The 16,234-nt window shown below is 68.5% G+C and carries 16 protein-coding genes; 3 read left to right on the top strand and 13 right to left on the bottom strand.

Translation table 11 applies throughout. The features are described 5' to 3' along the window. Positions 1-10: 10 nt before the first annotated feature. From FBQ73_RS00825 to FBQ73_RS00810, 4 genes are all read right to left on the bottom strand, one after another. Positions 11-364, bottom strand: coding sequence for a winged helix-turn-helix domain-containing protein (locus FBQ73_RS00825; protein ID WP_138397629.1), 354 nt, complete (start codon positions 362-364; stop codon positions 11-13). 226 nt (positions 365-590) lie between these two features. Then, positions 591-995 carry a hypothetical protein gene (locus tag FBQ73_RS00820; RefSeq protein WP_138397628.1) on the bottom strand — a complete coding sequence of 135 codons (405 nt, stop codon included), beginning with the start codon at positions 993-995 and terminating at the stop codon, positions 591-593. Positions 996-1,110: 115 nt separating this feature from the next. Continuing rightward, positions 1,111-2,394: a DNA polymerase IV gene (locus FBQ73_RS00815; RefSeq protein WP_138397627.1), complete on the bottom strand. Its 1,284-nt coding sequence runs from the start codon at positions 2,392-2,394 to the stop codon at positions 1,111-1,113. A 204-nt stretch (positions 2,395-2,598) separates the two neighbouring features. Beyond that, entirely contained in the window at positions 2,599-2,925 is a 327-nt protein-coding gene (locus tag FBQ73_RS00810) for a DUF3572 domain-containing protein (RefSeq protein WP_138397626.1), read from the bottom strand. A 102-nt stretch (positions 2,926-3,027) separates the two neighbouring features. Here FBQ73_RS00810 and FBQ73_RS00805 point away from each other — a divergent pair, with 102 nt between their 5' ends. Further along, positions 3,028-3,396: a response regulator gene (locus FBQ73_RS00805; RefSeq protein ID WP_138397625.1), complete on the top strand. Its 369-nt coding sequence runs from the start codon at positions 3,028-3,030 to the stop codon at positions 3,394-3,396. 510 nt (positions 3,397-3,906) lie between these two features. Here FBQ73_RS00805 and rpmG read toward each other — a convergent pair. From rpmG to FBQ73_RS23335, 6 genes are all read right to left on the bottom strand, one after another. Beyond that, the gene (rpmG, locus tag FBQ73_RS00800; RefSeq protein ID WP_012115832.1) at positions 3,907-4,074 is read right to left on the bottom strand and encodes a 50S ribosomal protein L33; all 168 of its coding nucleotides are present in this window, start codon (positions 4,072-4,074) and stop codon (positions 3,907-3,909) included. A gap of 187 nt (positions 4,075-4,261) precedes the next feature. Further along, positions 4,262-5,428 (bottom strand): MFS transporter, encoded by a 1,167-nt coding sequence (locus FBQ73_RS00795; protein WP_138397624.1) that lies wholly within the window; start codon positions 5,426-5,428, stop codon positions 4,262-4,264. Between the two features lie 10 nt (positions 5,429-5,438). Then, positions 5,439-6,173 carry an NUDIX hydrolase gene (locus tag FBQ73_RS00790; RefSeq protein WP_138397623.1) on the bottom strand — a complete coding sequence of 245 codons (735 nt, stop codon included), beginning with the start codon at positions 6,171-6,173 and terminating at the stop codon, positions 5,439-5,441. Positions 6,174-6,267: 94 nt separating this feature from the next. After that, a complete protein-coding gene (locus tag FBQ73_RS00785; protein WP_246089492.1) occupies positions 6,268-6,828 on the bottom strand; it encodes a DUF983 domain-containing protein in 561 nt (186 codons plus the stop codon). 30 nt (positions 6,829-6,858) lie between these two features. Continuing rightward, entirely contained in the window at positions 6,859-9,189 is a 2,331-nt protein-coding gene (gene rnr, locus FBQ73_RS00780; protein WP_138397671.1) for a ribonuclease R, read from the bottom strand. A gap of 336 nt (positions 9,190-9,525) precedes the next feature. Then, the gene (locus FBQ73_RS23335) at positions 9,526-10,470 is read right to left on the bottom strand and encodes an SH3 domain-containing protein (RefSeq protein ID WP_138397622.1); all 945 of its coding nucleotides are present in this window, start codon (positions 10,468-10,470) and stop codon (positions 9,526-9,528) included. A gap of 454 nt (positions 10,471-10,924) precedes the next feature. Here FBQ73_RS23335 and FBQ73_RS00770 point away from each other — a divergent pair, with 454 nt between their 5' ends. Further along, on the top strand, positions 10,925-11,398 hold the full coding sequence (locus tag FBQ73_RS00770; protein ID WP_138397621.1) for a hypothetical protein: 474 nt from the start codon (positions 10,925-10,927) through the stop codon (positions 11,396-11,398). 16 nt (positions 11,399-11,414) lie between these two features. On the opposite strand, the gene FBQ73_RS00765 is transcribed toward FBQ73_RS00770, so the two are convergent. Further along, entirely contained in the window at positions 11,415-13,268 is a 1,854-nt protein-coding gene (locus FBQ73_RS00765; protein WP_138397620.1) for an extracellular solute-binding protein, read from the bottom strand. Positions 13,269-13,631: 363 nt separating this feature from the next. Here FBQ73_RS00765 and FBQ73_RS00755 point away from each other — a divergent pair, with 363 nt between their 5' ends. Then, the gene (locus FBQ73_RS00755; protein ID WP_210236626.1) at positions 13,632-14,441 is read left to right on the top strand and encodes an invasion associated locus B family protein; all 810 of its coding nucleotides are present in this window, start codon (positions 13,632-13,634) and stop codon (positions 14,439-14,441) included. A gap of 126 nt (positions 14,442-14,567) precedes the next feature. On the opposite strand, the gene hspQ is transcribed toward FBQ73_RS00755, so the two are convergent. Further along, positions 14,568-14,891: a heat shock protein HspQ gene (hspQ, locus tag FBQ73_RS00750; RefSeq protein WP_012115841.1), complete on the bottom strand. Its 324-nt coding sequence runs from the start codon at positions 14,889-14,891 to the stop codon at positions 14,568-14,570. A gap of 283 nt (positions 14,892-15,174) precedes the next feature. After that, complete coding sequence (locus FBQ73_RS00745) at positions 15,175-16,215, bottom strand: HpcH/HpaI aldolase/citrate lyase family protein (RefSeq protein ID WP_138397617.1); 1,041 nt, start codon at positions 16,213-16,215, stop codon at positions 15,175-15,177. Between the last annotated feature and the right edge of the window lie 19 nt (positions 16,216-16,234).

The raw sequence follows: 16,234 nt of genomic DNA, 5'->3' as shown, positions 1-16,234 counted from the left end.
CGGGGCCGGGCTATTCCGCCGCGCTGCTAACGGCTGAAAGCTCCGCCTCCAGCGCCGATACCTGCTGGCGGGTGGCCTCGGTGGCGTCGTGCTCGATGGTGCGATAGGCGGCCACCACAGAATGGCCCAGGGGGGTGAGCTGGGTGCCGCCACCCTGCTTGCCGCCGGTGCGGGGGGTGACGACCGGGCCGGTGAAGAGGCCGTTCATCTCCTCCACCAGTTCCCAGGCCCGGCGATAGGACATGTCCATGGCGCGCCCGGCGGCGGAAATGGAGCCGAGCGCCTCGATCTTCTCCAGAAGCTCGATCTTGCCGGGGCCGATGCGCTTGGGCCCGAGGTCGATTCTCACGCTGAGCGAGGCCATGCACAAACCTGAAGCGGAGCCGCCCTTTTGCAGGCGGCGCGGGGCAATAGCCCAAGTCTAGCAGGCGCGCCGGATGCTGTCGCGCGGGGTGCACAGACAGTTCGGCCCCGGGCACGGGGTGCGTGTCCGGGGCCTCCGTTCGACATGCCACGAGAGAGCGGGATGGGGAGGGGGATCGAGGAAAGAAAAAACGGGCCGCCACCGGGAGGCCGGCGGCCCGGAGAGATCAGTTGAACCGTGCGGCCTTCGCCGCCTGCGCCTCCTGCACGCGGGGCAGGGCCGCCTCGGCCGCCACCAGCGATTTCAGCTGCGGCCCGGCGAGGGCGAAAGACACCTCGAAGCCGTCGGGCGTTGAAAGGGTGAGGATCAGGGTCTGGGGGTCCGACGCCTGCTCGATGCGCACCATGTGGGCGGGATAAACGAGGCGCAGGCTGTCGTCCTTGTGGCGGGCGCGCAGCACCTCGGTCATCATCTTGGGCAAGGTCATCACCATAGCCTGCAGGCAATCGGACGGCAGGTTGAGCGCCGTCGCGGTCCCGTCCGGCCGGCTGAAGCTCATGCGGAAGCGGCTGCCGTCCACCGCCACGTCGAAGGCGAGGAGATCCTCGCCCATGATGTCGTCCCGCTCCATGAAGGGGCCTCCCGTCGCGGTGCCTGCGTGTAAGCTATATTCATTCAGATATAGCGCAAGTCAAGCGGGAGCCGCTTCGGCGCGTTCCTGACGGCGCCCTACCTGGTTTGCCGCCCTACTTCTTCTTGCGCCGGTCCGTGGTGGCGTCCAGCAGGATGCCGCGGGTGAGGGCGCCGCGGCCGAATCGGGCGCGCAATTCGTCCATGGCGCCCTCCGCTGCCTTCAGGCGCTCGGTGGAGGTGTCCACCAGGTCCGCCGGGTCGGCGTCGGCGATGGGGCAGAGGTCCGAGACGCCCACGCCGATGAGGCGGAACAAGGTGCCGTCCACCTCCTTCGCCAATAGCTCCCGCGCCGCGCCGTTGATGCGCGCGGCAAGGCAGGTGGGCGCCTCCAGCGTGCGCGAGCGGGTGCGCAGGCGGAAGTCGGCGCTCTTCAGCTTCAAGGTCACCGCCCGGCCGGCGATGCCGGCGTGCTTCAGGCGGTCGCTGACCTCTTCGGAGAGGGCGTAGAGGGTCTGTTCCAGCGGGCGCAGGGCGCCCATGTCGCGCTCGAAGGTGGTTTCCGCCGACACGCTTTTGGCCTCCCGCTCCGGCTCCACCGCGCGGGTGTCGAGGCCGAAGGCGAGGCGCGACAGGCGCAGCCCTTCCGCGCCATAGCGCCGGGCAAGGTCGGCGGGGGCGGCGCGCTGCAGGTCGGCGATGGTGTGGAAGCCGTCCTTTGCCAGCTTGCCGCCGAACGCCGCCCCCACGCCCCAGATGAAGGTGACGGGGCGCGGCGCGAGGAAGGCGGCCGCCTCCTCTTGTCCGAGCACGGAGAAGCCGCGCGGCTTGTCGAGGTCGGAGGCGATCTTGGCGAGGAACTTGTTGGCCGCGAGCCCCACCGAGACGGTGATGCCCACCTCCTTCTCCACCGCCTGCGCGAATCGCGCGAGCGTCCGGGCGGGGCTGGCACCGTGCAGGGCCTGCGTGCCCGAAAGGTCGAGAAAGGCCTCGTCGATGGAAAGCGGCTCCACCAGCGGGGTAAGCTGCTGCATCATGGCCCGCACCTGCCGGCCCGCCGTGCGGTATTTCTCCATGTTGGGCTTCAGCACCACCGCCTCGGGGCACAGGGCCAGCGCCTTGAACATGGGCATGGCCGAGCGCACGCCCTTGATGCGGGCGATGTAGCAGGCGGTGGAGACCACCCCGCGCTTGCCGCCGCCGATGATGAGCGGCACGTCGACAAGGCTCGGGTCATCGCGCTTTTCCACGGCGGCGAAGAAGGCGTCGCAATCCACATGGGCGACGCTGAGGGTGTCCAGCTCCCCATGGCGCACCAGGCGCGGGCTGCCGCAGGCCGGGCAGCGGTCGCCTTTTGGCGCGTCGGAAAGGCAATCGCGGCAGAAGCCCGGGGCGTTCATGACGGCTGTCCCGGACGGGCGGCTCGCGCCTTTCCTGATGTAGGGCGACTTGCGGTCACTCTGGCCATTCTTGATGTCGAGCGACCACAGGTGGCTCTCACCCTTGCTGATGTCGAGCGACCACAGGTCGCTCTCACCCTTGCTGATGTCGAGCGACCACAGGTCGCTCTCACCCTCGCTGATGTAGAGCGACCACAGGTCGCTCTACATGGGCCGGCGCACCGTGGCATCGGGGTCCGCCTGCGGGGCGAGGATTTCCAGCGCGCCCACCACGTGCCGGGGATCTAGCCCCTTCTCGGCGGCGAACGCCACCAGCATGGCCTCGTCGGAAACGAGGAAGGCCAGCACCCCGGCGCCGAAGCTGCGCCGGCCGGCGGCCTCGCGCAGGGTGGCCGGGGAGAGGCCGGTTTCGGCGAGGAATCGCACCAGCCGCTCGCCGTCGGCGGCGATGAAGGCGAGGGCGGAGGTGGCCACCTCCTGCGCCGCATCGCGCTGCGCCTTGAGGCCTCTTGGTTTGTCCTGAATAGGCATTTGCGCTTCCGCAAGGAATGAGGTCTAGGTGTCACCCCATTCCAGCACGTTCCGCGCGGGCTGCGAAGGGTGGACGGCGCAGGGCGGGTCCGGGGGATGGGGATGGCCAAGACGGTAATGATCGTGGAGGACAACGAGCTGAACATGAAGCTCTTCCACGATCTGCTTGAAGCCCACGGCTACCATACGGTGGAGACGCGCTCGGGAGTGGAGGCCGTGGAACTGGCCCGCGCCCACCGGCCCGACCTCATCATCATGGATATCCAGCTGCCGGAGATTTCCGGCCTCGACGTGACCCGCAAGCTGAAGGCCGACCCGGAGCTGAAAGCCATTCCCGTGGTGGCGGTGACCGCCTTCGCCATGAAGGGGGACGAGGAGCGCATCCGCGCCGGCGGGTGCGAGGCCTATCTCTCCAAGCCCATCTCGGTGGCGAAATTCCTCCAGACCGTGCGCCAGTTCGCCGGTGGCTGAAGCCGGAAAATGGTGAGCCGGCGGTCCACCGATTCGGCGGCTTTCGCTTTTGTCGCGATGTGCTAGTCTTCGATCTTCGGCGAGATACAGGCGGGAATGTCACGGTCGAACACGGCCGCTCAGATGGTGTTGTGCCAGCATGGCACCGCCATTCCCGCCATCAGAACAACCCTGCGGAGTGCTCAGGTCCGCCGCATCTCCTGGGTCCGTGGGGTTTGGCCGGTGGGTGAGCATGCGGGAGGCCTCCCCGCGTTCTCCCCACCGGCCAGCCTACCTTCCGCGCTCCATCCCAGTCATCGATCCACCCACCGGATTCGGTTGCGCGTCGGGCGGGGGCGTAACGGCCCCGCCCGGCCTGGCGCGCCATAGGAGTTGGGCGCCTTGCGGCGCGGCCCTGCGCCTAAAGAAAAGGGCGCCTCGCGGCGCCCTGGTCGGTCGAAATGAAGCCTGTTGCGCGAGGCGATCAGGTCCGGCGGCACAAACGGGCGCTAAGCCCGGCGCCGCCTGGAATCACTTGATCTTGGTCTCGCGGAATTCCACGTGCTTGCGCACCACCGGGTCGTACTTCTTGAGCACGATCTTGTCGGTCTTGGTGCGGGAGTTCTTCTTGGTCACATAGAACACGCCCGTGTCCGCGCTGGACAGGAGCTTGATCTTGATGGTTGCAGCCTTGGCCATGTCTTGATCCCTGGGTGCCGCGTGCGGCGCGCGACCGTCTGGTTTGCGAAAACCGTGAGGTTGCGAAAAGAAAAACGGACGCGCTGCCGGTCCCGGCGGCTCGTGGGGGCGGAAACTCTCCCACGACGCCCGAAATGTCAAGGCCGGGGCGGGGAACCCGTTCCCGGCCCGGTGTCCCACTCTTCCCTCAGCGCGCGCGCAGGGCGAGCCGGCTTGCGACCACGGCCGCATACATGGCGAGCATGCCGCAGATGACGAAGGCGAAGCCATAGGGGTTGTAGAGCCGCATACCGAGCCCCGCCACCGGTGGGCCGACGATGAGGCCCACCGAATACAGCATCACGAAGGCCGCATTGGCTGCCGCGAGGTCCGCGCCGTGGAATCGCTCGCCCAGATGCGCCAGCCCCACGGTGTAGAGCGAGCCCACGATGCCGGTGGCCAGGAAGATCATGGCCAGGAACAGCGGGCTGGAGACCGCCACGAACGGCAGGGTCAGCGCCCCCGCCGAACCCACCAGCGAGCACACCAGCAGCAGGATGCGCCGGTCCACCTTGTCGCTGATGAGGCCGATGGGGATCTGGAACGCCACGTTGCCCAGCACCGCCGCCGTCAGCAGCAGCGAGGCATTGGTCTCGGTCAGCCCAAGGCGCAGGCCGTAGAGCGGCAGGAAGGTCATCACCGCCGTCTCGATGGCGCCGAACACCAGAGCGGCCAGCACTGCCGAAGGCGAGCGGCGCACGAAGGTGAGCACGCCGTGATGGTCGTCATTGTGGATGCGGGGGGTGATTCCCCGCGCCAGCAGGATGGGAATGGCGCCAAGGCACAGCACTGCCGCCCCCGCGAGGTAGGGCGCCCAGCCCGAGGCGCCGAGCACGCTCAGGATGGCCGGGCCCAGCGCCGCCCCCAGCGACAGGGCGGTAGCATAGACGCCCATGATCAGCCCGCGCCGGTTGGGCGGCGCCAAAGCGTTGATCCAGAACTCGCTCACCGCGAACAGGATGCACAGCGCCGCGCCGAAGGTGAAGCGCAGCGGAAACCACATGAGGAAGGACGGCGCCGCCTTGAAGCCCACCAGGCTGGCGGCGGCCAGCGCGATGGCGCCCACCAGCAGCGCCCGCAGCCCCGCCTTGCGCACCAGCATGGGCACGAACGGCGCGGTGATGATGGTCGCCACCCCGGCCACCGCCGTGTTCACGCCGATCCAGGTGCTGGAGATGCCGCGCACCTCCAGTTCCAGCGCCAGCAACGGAATGGAGAGGCTGATGCCGACGCCGACGACGGTGATGGCGGAGATGGCGGCCGCAATGGAGGCCGCGCGGCTCATGTGGCCCAGCGGCCTGTCGGGTGCGTGCATAAGATCGGGATCAATCAAGCAGGGAGCGGACGAACTGCCCACGGTGCATGGCATAGAAGGGCACCGGCAGGCGCGGGCTCGATCCGGCCTCGATGCGCTGGGCCAGTTCCTCCAGCACCACGCGGGTGACGGTGGGCAGCTCCTGCGCGGCGGTTTCCGCGAAGGTAAGCCAGGCCAGCTCCACCAGCTCGGACTCCTCGCCCACGAGGCCGGCCACCTCGTCGCACACGGCGCGGGCGTCGGCGGCGAAGAAGCGGGTGTCGAAGCGCTTGGGCCGGCGCGGCGGGGTGATGGCCCGCGCCACATAGGTGAGGGCGCCGAGATCGGGAAACACCCCGCGCTCCTCGAACACGCGCCAGTCATCGGAGGGGGCCTCGGGGGCGCCAAGGTCCTTGGTGCCCACCAGAAGGCCGGTCTCCTCATACATCTCGCGGATGGCGGCGGCGGCAAGGCCGCGGGCGCGGGAGAGGGTGGGGCGCTGCACCTTGGTCATGAGGCGCCGCTCGCTGTCGGCATCGAGCACGCCATAGACCGGCATGGTCCGGTCGGCCTTCTCCAGCCGTCCGCCGGGAAAGACGAAGACGCCGGGCATGAATTTCAGCTTGGGGTGGCGCCGGCCCATGAGCACGCGGGGCTTCTTGCCCTTGTGGTCGATGAGGATGAGGGTGGCGGCGTCGCGCGGGCGGACGTTGGGCCAATCCTGGCGGCGCTCGGCCTGGGTCAGCCGCGTGGCGAAGTCGGTCATTGCGCGTCAGTGCTCATGAGGCGTGCTTTTGGAGCGTGCTTTCAGGGCCTGCTCTTTGGGGCCTGCTTTTGGGGGCGTCAATGCTGCCGGTGCCTCAGCGGATGGGCCGGACGGCGCGCACCACGGGCACCACCCCGTCGGGCGGTCCTTCCCGCTCGGCGCTCCCGGGGTCGAAACCGTGCATGCGCAGGGCCCATTGCAGGTTCACCAGCATGCCCTTGAGCGGTGGCAGCAGGCACAGGCACAGGGCCAGCGTCAGCGGCAGCCACAGGACGAGGTGCACCCACACTTCGGGCCGGTAAATCTCCTCCACCAGCACCATCAGCGGCACCACGATATGGCCCACCAGCAGGATGGTGGCATAGGGCGGGGCATCGTCGGCGCGGTGGTGATACAGCTCCTCGCCGCAGTCCGGGCAGTAGGGCGAAACCTTGAGATAGCTGGAGAACAGGCGGCCGGCGCCGCAGGCGGGGCACAGGCCGCGCGCGCCGTACAGCAGCGCGTCGGGAACCGAGCGGGGCGGCAGCGGCGGCGCGGGAGGATCTTGAGGCGCACGGTCCTGAGGCGCACGGTCCTGGGGCGCACGATCCCGCGCATCGCCCGGGCCGGAGCCGGCGAGCTTGGTCGTTACCGTCATGGTCGCAGGCGTGGTCACCGTCGAACCCCTCCAGCCTCCCGTCGCGAACTAAGGGCGCGACCGCCCCTTTCCCTGCGGGCCTTTTCCCGGATGGCCGCTACCGGCGGTCCGTCCGGCCGGACCTTGCCGGGAACCGCCCTTCGGCGCGCCGGATTTGGGTCCGTCGCCCTTGGCGCCACCCCGCCGGAGCGGGCCGGGACGCCCGCGCGGTCCCTTTACATAGGAGCCTTCCGTCAGAAGCTCAAACCGCAGCGCGCCGGCCACCGGCGCCGCCTCCACCAGCTTCACCTCCACCCGGTCGCCGATGCGGTGCATTTCCCCGGTCCGGTCGCCAACCAGGGCCTGCCGGGTTTCGTCGTAGCGGTAGTAATCCTGCCCCAGGGTTGAGGCCGGAATGAAGCCGTCCGCGCCGGTGACATCGAGCGCGACGAAGAGTCCCGCCTTGGTGGCCCCGGTGATGCGGGCGTTGAAGGTGGCGCCGATCTGGTCGGCCAGATGATGGGCGATGAGCCGGTCCACCGTCTCCCGTTCCGCCGCCATGGCGCGCCGCTCGGTGACGGAGATGGCGGCCGCCACTTCGCCCAGCGTCGCGGTGGTGGCGTCCTGCGGCAGGCCGTCCGAGCCGAAATCCATGGCGCGCACCAGGCCGCGATGCACCACCAGATCCGCATAGCGGCGGATCGGCGAGGTGAAATGGGCGTAGCGGCGCAGGTTCAGGCCGAAATGGCCGTAATTCTCCGAGGCATATTCCGCCTGGCTCTGGCTGCGCAGGATCACCTGGTTGACCAGCGGGGCGGCGTCCGTGTCCTTCACCTGCGCCAGGATGCGGTTGAAGTGCGACGGCCGCACCTGGTCGATCTTCGCCAGGGCGATGTCCAGGGTCTTCAGGAATTCCCGCAGGTTGGAGAGCTTCTCCAGCGTGGGGCCGTCATGGACGCGGTAGACGAGGGGGGTCTTCTTCTCCTCCAGCGTCTCGGCGGCGGCCACGTTGGCGAGGATCATGAACTCCTCGATGAGCCGGTGGGCGTCGAGCCGCTCCGGCACCACCACGCGGTCCACCGTGCCATCCGCCTTCAGCACGATCTTGCGCTCGGGCAGGTCGAGGTCGAGGGGCTGGCGGGCGTCGCGGGCGGTCTTCACGCAGGCATAGGCGGCATAAAGCGGCTTCAGCACGCCATCGAGCAGCGGGTCGGTGATGGCGTCGGTGCGGCCCTCGATGGCGTTCTGGGCCTGGGCATAGGCCAGCTTGCCCGCCGAGCGCATGAGGATGCGGTGGAAGCTGTGGTGGCGCTTCCTGCCGTCCGCGCCGATCACCATGCGCACCGCCAGCGCCGGGCGGTCCTCCTTCGGGCGCAGGGAGCACAGGTCGTTGGAGATGCGCTCCGGCAGCATGGGCACCACGCGGTCGGGGAAATACACCGAATTGCCGCGGATCAGCGCCTCGCGATCCAGCGGCGAGCCGGGGCGCACATAGGCCGCCACGTCGGCGATGGCCACGGTGACGATGAAGCCGCCTTCGTTGGCCGGATCGTCGTCGGCCACGGCGTGGACTGCGTCGTCATGGTCCTTGGCGTCGGGCGGGTCGATGGTGACAAGCGGCACATCGCGCCAGTCCTCGCGGCCGCGCGGGGTGACGGGCTTTGCCGCCTCGGCCTCCTTCAGCACCGCCTCGGGGAAGACGTGGGGAATGGCGTGGGCGTGCAGCGCGATCAGGCTCACCGCCTTCTCGGAGCTGAGCGACCCCAGCTTCTCCTTCACCCGCGCGGTGGGCAGGCCGAACACCCGCTGGCGCATCAATTCGATGGTGACGAGGTCGCCGTCCTTCGCCTCGTGCTCGGCGCCGGGGGGCACCTGAAGCTCGCGGCCCAGCTGCTTCTTGTCGATGGGGATGATGCGCCCGCCGCCTTCCCCGCCCGGCGCGGCGCGGAAGATGCCGATGGTCTGCTTGCGCGCCTTCTCCAGCACCTTGATGACGCGGCCCACATGGGCCACCCCATGCTCGATGGAGCCTTCCACGATGCGCAGCAGCACCCGGTCGGCAAGGCCGGGGGCCGGGCCGACGGCGCGGCGCGGCACCTGCACCAGGATGGGCGGGGCATCGCCCTGGGCCTCGGTATCCCATTCCACCGGCACGGCGATCAGCTCGCCGTCGGCGTCGCGGGAGACGATGTCGGCCAGCACCACGCCGGGCAGGGCGCCGGGCACATGCAGGCGGCGCCGGCTGCGCTCCACGGTGCCGGTCTCGGAGAGGTCGCGCAACAGGCTCTTCAGCTCGATCTTCTGCGCCGCGTTGAGGCCGAAGGCGCGGGCAATCTCGCGCTTGCCCACCTCGCCGCTCTGGGTGGCGATGAAGGCCAGCACCTGTTCTTTCGTGGGCATCTCGCCGGTGGCGTGGCGGGCGACCACCAGGGCCTCCACCCGCGCATGCTCGGCGGCCGCCTGCTTGCGCGAGGCGCGGGATTTACCCGCGCGCGCCTTGGGCGGGCGGGTGGCGGAGGGGGAAGAGGGGGGCTTGGTGGGGCGCTTGGGCAAATGGTCCGTCCGGTTTCCCGCGACGCTACCCGGAACCGGAGCCGCGGGCTAGAGCGCGCGCCGATCGCTGAAGCGGTCGGCCGTCCCTATCTGGCTTCTGAGGTCTGGCGCCGGTGGCGTCATGGCGGTCATACGCCGCCGCCCGCGAGCGCCCCCGGCGGATGACGCCCCACCGGCATCACCCTATTGCGCCACCGCCGATTTGTAGACGAAGCCGCGCTTGTCTCCGGCCGAGACCTCGCACCAGGACTTGCAGGAATAGAGGGTCACCTTGGTGCCTTCGTCCAGCGTGCCGATGGCGGAGGCCGAACGCTTGGGCCCGGAGCGGAGCGTCACAGCGGAGCGGATGCGGGCGGAGCGGCCGTCGTCATCGGGGGCGGCTTTGGCGGCATCGGCCGAAGCCACGGTGGCGGCGCGCGGCTTGGCCTTGGGCGCGCCGGTGGCCGGCGCGGTATCGGATACGGTCTGGGTGGCGCCCTCGGGCAGACTGGCCTCGTCGCCCGCCTCGTCGCCGTTGACCGGTTCGAGGAAGGCGGGGCGGGCGAAATCGGCGGCGGTGGGGGCCAGCTCCCCTGGGGCGGGGTTGGCGGATGACACCTGAAGCGCATCGGCACGGCCCGGCTGCGCGGGTGTGGTGGATGGCGCGGGCGCGCCGAGAATGGAGGCCACCTTGTTGGAAATCTGCGCGTGCCCCCCGTCCGGCCCGCGATCAATGGTCTTGACGGTGGCGGCCTTGGACGGGCGGGTTTCGCTGGCGGCCTTCAGGCCGTTGGCGGCCGCGGTATTGGCCGTGGTGGAAGAAGCAGCGGCTGTGAGGGAGCTGGCCGCGGGAGCGCCGGCCGGGGCGGCGGCGCCATCGGCCGGAGGGTTGGGGGCCATGGAATGGTAGGCGACCACGCCGCCCATGCCCAGGATGAGCACGGAAGCGGAAAGGGCCAGGGCCCGCCAGAGCAGGAGTCCGTCGCTTGCCCTGCGGCGGGGTGGGCGGCCACGGTAGCTGGAACCGATACGGGGGCGGGCCGTATCCCGCCGATCATTGGGAACGTCGAAGCTGCCCTCCGGGCCATAGTCCCGGAAGGTGTCTTCCATACCGCCGGAGCGGCGCTGGGCGCGTCCAAGGCCAGCCATATATTTACCTCCTGCCAAGCCGTCTGCGCCGGAAGAGGCAGAGGCTCGAGGATCCAGTTCTTTGGGCCTGTCGACCGCGCGCGGGACGGTGCGCTTTCAGAGGGGATCGCCCTGCGATGGCCCTCGAACCCTACCGACCCGTTTCAAACCGATGGTGCGCGGACCGCAGCCTTCTTCCTCCCTCGTTCCGGCAAGACCGCCCCTAAGGCGGCTTCTGAAATGGCGAACCAAAAAGGTCTTATCCGAACAATGGCGTCCCTGCAAAGCGTACCGCCTGCAAGGATCGGAGAGCGTGGCGGCAAAATACGGCCGATATGTGCCCATGCGGTACCCGGGGGAAACACTTAGGCTCTGCTGGCGGGACGCTGGGGCGATGGGCCGCCGCCGGCGACCATCCTGCAATACGGGTACGCGGCGGACTGCTAAGCTCCGATACCTTCAGGGAGCGCCTGCCATGTTCGACCCGACGACTTTGACCGGCATCCATACCTACATCAGCCTGTTCGCCATCGCCGCCGGCATCGCCGTGGTGGCGGGCCTCTTGCGCGGCCTCGACCGGCCGACCACGGCGGCCACCTTCCTCGCCCTCGCCTTCCTCACCAGCGCGACTGGTTTCCTGTTTCCCTTCAATGGGGTCCTGCCGTCCCACGTGGTCGGGGCGGTGGCCATCCTCGTGCTCCTGCCGGCGATTTTCGCGCGCTATGGCGCCGGGCTGCGCGGGCGCTGGCATGGCATCTATGCGGGCACGGCGGTGGCGAGCCTGTATTTCCTGGTGTTCGTGGCGGTGGCCCAGGCCTTCGCCAAGGTGCCGGCGCTCCATGCCCTGGCGCCGACCCCGGGCGCCCCCGCCTTCGCGGTGGCCCAGGGGCTGGTGCTGCTCGTTTTCATCGGCCTCGGCATCGCCGCCGTGCGGGCGCGGCCGGCTTGATCCTATTTGCCAGAGCTTACTTGCCGGGCGCGCGCCACCAGGTCTCCGGCAGGGTGCCGTAGAGGGAGGCGCGCCGCGGGCGTTCGATCCGGGTCCAGCGGGCGAGCCATTGGCCCGGCGTGTGGAACAGCGGCACCCCATAGGCGCCCGACACCAGCACCCGGTCGAGGGCGCGGGCGGCGGAGACGTAGTCGTCCTCGTCGCGGGCCGCCAGCAAGGCGGCGATGGCGGCATCGATGGCGGGGGATTTCGCTCCCATATAATTGCGCGAGCCTGGCGTGTCGGCGGCTGCGGAGCCGAAATAGAACGCCTGCTCATTACCGGGGGACAGCGACTGGCCCCAGGCATAGGGCATCATGTCGAAGTCGTAGGCGCCCCGCCGGGCATCGAACTGAACTGCATCCACGTACCGCACATGCGCGGCGATGCCCGCCCTCTTGAGCTGGCTCTGATAGGCGAGGGCGAGGCGCTCCATCTCGCGGGTGGTCACCATGATCTCGAAGGCGAAGGGCCGTCCGGTCTCCCGGTTCACCAGCGCCCCCTGCCGCAGCATCCACCCCGCCTTGTCGAGAAGCTGGAGCGCGGCCTTCAAGCGCTCCCGGTCGCGGCCGGAGCCGTCGGAGACCGGCGGACGGAAGGTGCCGGCCAGCACATCCGGCACCACGGCATCGGGAAAGGGGTCGAGCAGGGCCCGCTCGCGGGCGTCGGCCGGCATTCCCGAACTTGAAAGCACCGAACCTTCGAAATAGCTCGCCGTCCGCCGGTAGAGGCCGTGGTAGAAATTCGTGTCCAGCCACTCGAAATCGAACAGCTCGATGAGGGCGTGGCGGACGCGGCGATCGGCGAACAGCGGGCGGCGCGTATTGAACACGAAGGCCGAGTAAGGCTTTGGCGTTCCAGTGGGTATCAGCTCCTTGACCACCTCCCCCGAGCGCGCGGCGGGAAAGTCGTAGCCGGTCTCCCAGCGGCCGGGGTCGGACTCGAACCGGGCGTCGATGAGCCCCTTCTTGAAGGCCTCGAACTCGGTGTTGGCGTCCCTGAAGTAGAAGTAGCGGATCCTGTCGAAGTTATAGAGACCTCGGTTGAACGCCAGGGTGCGTCCCCAATAGTCCGGGTTGCGCTCCAGCGTCACCGACGCACCCGCATCCACCGCCCCGACCCGGTACGGACCGGAGCCGGTAAGGGGCGTGAGCGTGGTCTCCTCGAAGTGGTCGCGGTCGATGCTGGCCTGTTTGAACACCGGCATGAGGCCCATGATCAGCGGCAGTTCCGGGTCGGGCTCGGTGAAGGCGAAGCGGACCGTGTGGGCATCCGGCGCTTCGGCCTTGGAGATTTTTCCGTAATAAAGCCGGTGGTTTGGCCGGCCCATGTCGCGCATGAGGGCGAACGAGAACAGCACGTCTTCGGCGGTGACGGGGCTGCCGTCGGAGAAGCGGGCGGCGGGATCGAGGGCGAAGGCGACAAAGCTGCGCTCGGCATCGGTGGTCACGCTCTGTGCCAGCAGCGGGTAGAGCGTGAACGGCTCGTCGAGGGAGCGCGCCATCAGGCTCTCGATCACGTTGTTGCGCATAAAGAGCGGAGCGGAACCCTTGACGATAAAGGGGTTGAGGCTGTCGAAGGTGCCGAGCAGCGACAGGTCCAGGTGCCCGCCCTTGGGGGCGCTCGGGTCGGCATAGGGCAGGGCGGCGAAGTGCGCCGGCAGGTCCGGCAGGCCGCGCATGGCGATGGCCGGCGCCCGGTCCAGCGGCTGCGCGGACACCTGCGCAGGCGCAGCCAGAAGCAGGAGCGCGAGAAGCCAGCTTCTGGCCCCTCTCCCCCTCCCGGGACCGCTCCGGTGCCATCGCGAACGCTGGCTCAAACCGCTCCTCATGACGTATTCCCAGCTTGCCGCCCCAGCTTGCCGCTGCTGGCTGCACCGCCAACATGCACGCCGGCCCGTTCACGAATCGTATGGATCGAACCAGTCTTCTCGTGGTACCGCCGCGGCACATTTGACTGTTCAAGCCAGCCTTTCGGCCGTGTGTTGGCCTTATTCCTCGGCAAGGTAGCACACGCTGTCCCGACGCTAGGAATGGGTGCGGGCGCGCATGTTCCCCGTGCGGCTGCGGCCCGTCACCTTCTCGCCTCAATTGGGCTTGAGAGAGCCGGGGTCCGAGAGAGGGGGGTGCGGCGCCCCGGCCCTAGCGCATGCGCGGCCGGAGCCCCGGCGGCTCAGACCACAAGAAAGGCCACGATGACCATGACCAAATTCAACGCGCGGCTCACGGCCGGGGTTGCCGCCACGCTGCTCGCTGTGGCGTTCGCCGGCCCGGCCTTTTCCCAGACCCCGCCAGCTCAGCCCGCGCCTGCGGCCAAGCCTGCGGCCAAGCCCGCCGCTCCCGCGGCCAAGCCCGCCGCTCCGGCCGCCCAGGCGCCTGTTGCCGCGCCCCAGCAGGGCCAGGCTGGCCCCGGCCAGCCCCAGGGCGAAGCCGACGTGAAGTTCTCCGCCTCCCCGTGGCAGAAGATCTGCCAGGAGATCCCGGAGCGGAAGAAGCAGGTGTGCGTGCTCACCCAGGTGCTGGGCGTCGAGAATCAGGCCATCGCCAAGGTCGACATCGTCGAGATGCAGGATGAGCCTAAGAAGCGCATCAACATTTCCGTGCCCCTCGGCATGCGCCTCCAGCCCGGCCTGCGCATCACCCTCGACAAGGACCCGGTGAACATCCCCTTCGTGCTGTGCCAGCCCATCCAGGGCGGCGGCGCCACCTGCATCGGCGACCTCGAAGTCGACGGCAGCTTCATCGCCAAGTTCCGCAAGGCCAATGCCGTGTACCTGCAGATGGTGAACGGTACTGGCCGCACCCTCAGCCTGCCCATCTCCAATGCCGATTTCGGCAAGGCCTATGACGGCCCCGGCATGGACGCCAAGGTGGCCATGGAGCAGGAGCGCAAGCGCATGGAAGAAGCGCGCGCCGCAGCCCAGCAGCAGGAAGAGCAGGGCAAGGCCGCTCTCCTGAAGAAGGGTCAGGAGCTCGAGCGCGCCAAGGCGCAGGGCGCCCAGTGATCCTGAGGCAGTAATTCAGGGCGGCGCGCCGCCCTGCCAGCGTTCAATAAAAAGGGCCGGCATGAAGATGCCGGCCCTTTTTCATGTCCGCAGCCCGCGTGGCCTGTCCCTTTCGCGGATCCGATTTCAGTTGATGAGGTCGCGCCGCACCCGCCAGCCGCCGGCACCGTCGTCGGTCAGGGCCTCGTTCACCTTGGGATGGCGCACCGGCTCCTCGGAGAAGTCCCGTTCCAGGTTCTGCTCGGAGACATAGGCAACATATTCGCTGTCCGCATTCTCGGCGAGCAGGTGGTAGAAGGGCTGGTCCTTGTGGGGGCGGATCTCCTCGGGGATGGAGAGCCACCATTCCTCGGTGTTGTCGAACACCGGGTCCACATCGAAAACGACGCCGCGGAACGGGAAGTGCTTGTGCCTCACAACCTCTCCGATCCGGAACTTGCCCTCTCGCATGGGGGAGCGGAAATCTGTCGCGACGCCGGAAAGCGGCCCAGCTGCTGCACCTTCAGGCACCGCAGCCACGCCTTTGCTCTCGCTCGTTCCGCTCTTGGACTCAAGCACCGCAGCGCCGGCCTTGGACTCGGATGCCGACGCGATGCTGTTGCCATCCGGCGCAGGCGCGCCGGTGGCGGGTTTCGCGCGCGCTTTGTCGTGACTGCCCATGTCCCGCCTCTTCACTGTGCCGTCGCGATTGACCTTCCGTAACGGCAATGTACTGCAAGGTTAATCAATTCTGTCACAGTCCGTAGGCTTTGCCCATTTCCGGATCCTTGGCTGCGACAATACGGGCAAGGTCGACGATCACCTTAGCCTGCTTCCAGGTTGCGTCGTCCTGCATCTTGCCGTCGATCATCACCGCGCCGGCGCCGTCGGGCATGGCTTCCAGGATCTTGAGGGCGAAGGCCACCTCACCCGGATCCGGCGAGAACACGCGCTTGGCGATGTCGATCTGGGTGGGGTGCAGCGACCAGGCGCCGACGCAGCCCTGCAGGAAGGCGTTGCGGAACTGGCTCTCGCAGGCCGCGAGGTCGGAGAAGTCGCCGAACGGGCCATAGAAAGGCTTGATGCCGTTGGCGGCGCAGGCGTCCACCATCTTGCCGACGGTGTAGTGCCACAGGTCCTGCTGGTAGCCGGCGCGCGGCGTGTCGCCGTCGGCGTCCGCAAGCACCTTGTAGTCCGGATGGCCGCCGCCGACGCGGGTGGTCTTCATGGCGCGGGAGGCGGCAAGGTCCGCCGGTCCGAGACTCATGCCGTGCATGCGGGGAGAGGCGCTGGCGATTTCCTCCACGTTCTTGACGCCTTCGGCGGTCTCCAGGATGGCGTGGATGAGGATCGGCTTGCCGATGGCGTGCTTGGCTTCCAGCTGAGCGAGCAACTGGTCGAGATAGTGCACGTCCCAGGCGCCCTCCACCTTGGGCAGCATGATCACGTCCAGCTTGCCGCCGATCTCGCTGACGATCTCCACGATGTCGTCCAGCACCCAGGGGCTGTTGAGACAATTAATGCGGGTCCACAGGCCGGTGGAGCCGAAATCGGTGGCCTTGGCCATCTCGATGAAACCCCGGCGGGCGGCTTCCTTGGCGTCGGAGGGGATGGCGTCCTCAAGGTTGCCGAGCACCACATCCACCTGCTTGGCGATGTCCGGCACCTTGTTGCGCATCTTCTCCAGATGCGGCGGAACGAAATGAATCATACGCTCAAGCTGCACCGGCAGCTCGCGGTAAGGTGCGGGCGCGCCGATGGCCAGCGGCTTGAAGAATTGGCGTGGCAGCTTCATCTGTCCCCCCATGGATCCG

It is taken from the genome of Xanthobacter autotrophicus (genome assembly GCF_005871085.1).
Classification (GTDB): Bacteria; Pseudomonadota; Alphaproteobacteria; order Rhizobiales; family Xanthobacteraceae; genus Xanthobacter; species Xanthobacter autotrophicus.
Note: the sequence above shows the minus strand (reverse complement) of the source record. Positions and strands in the feature narration are given on the sequence as shown.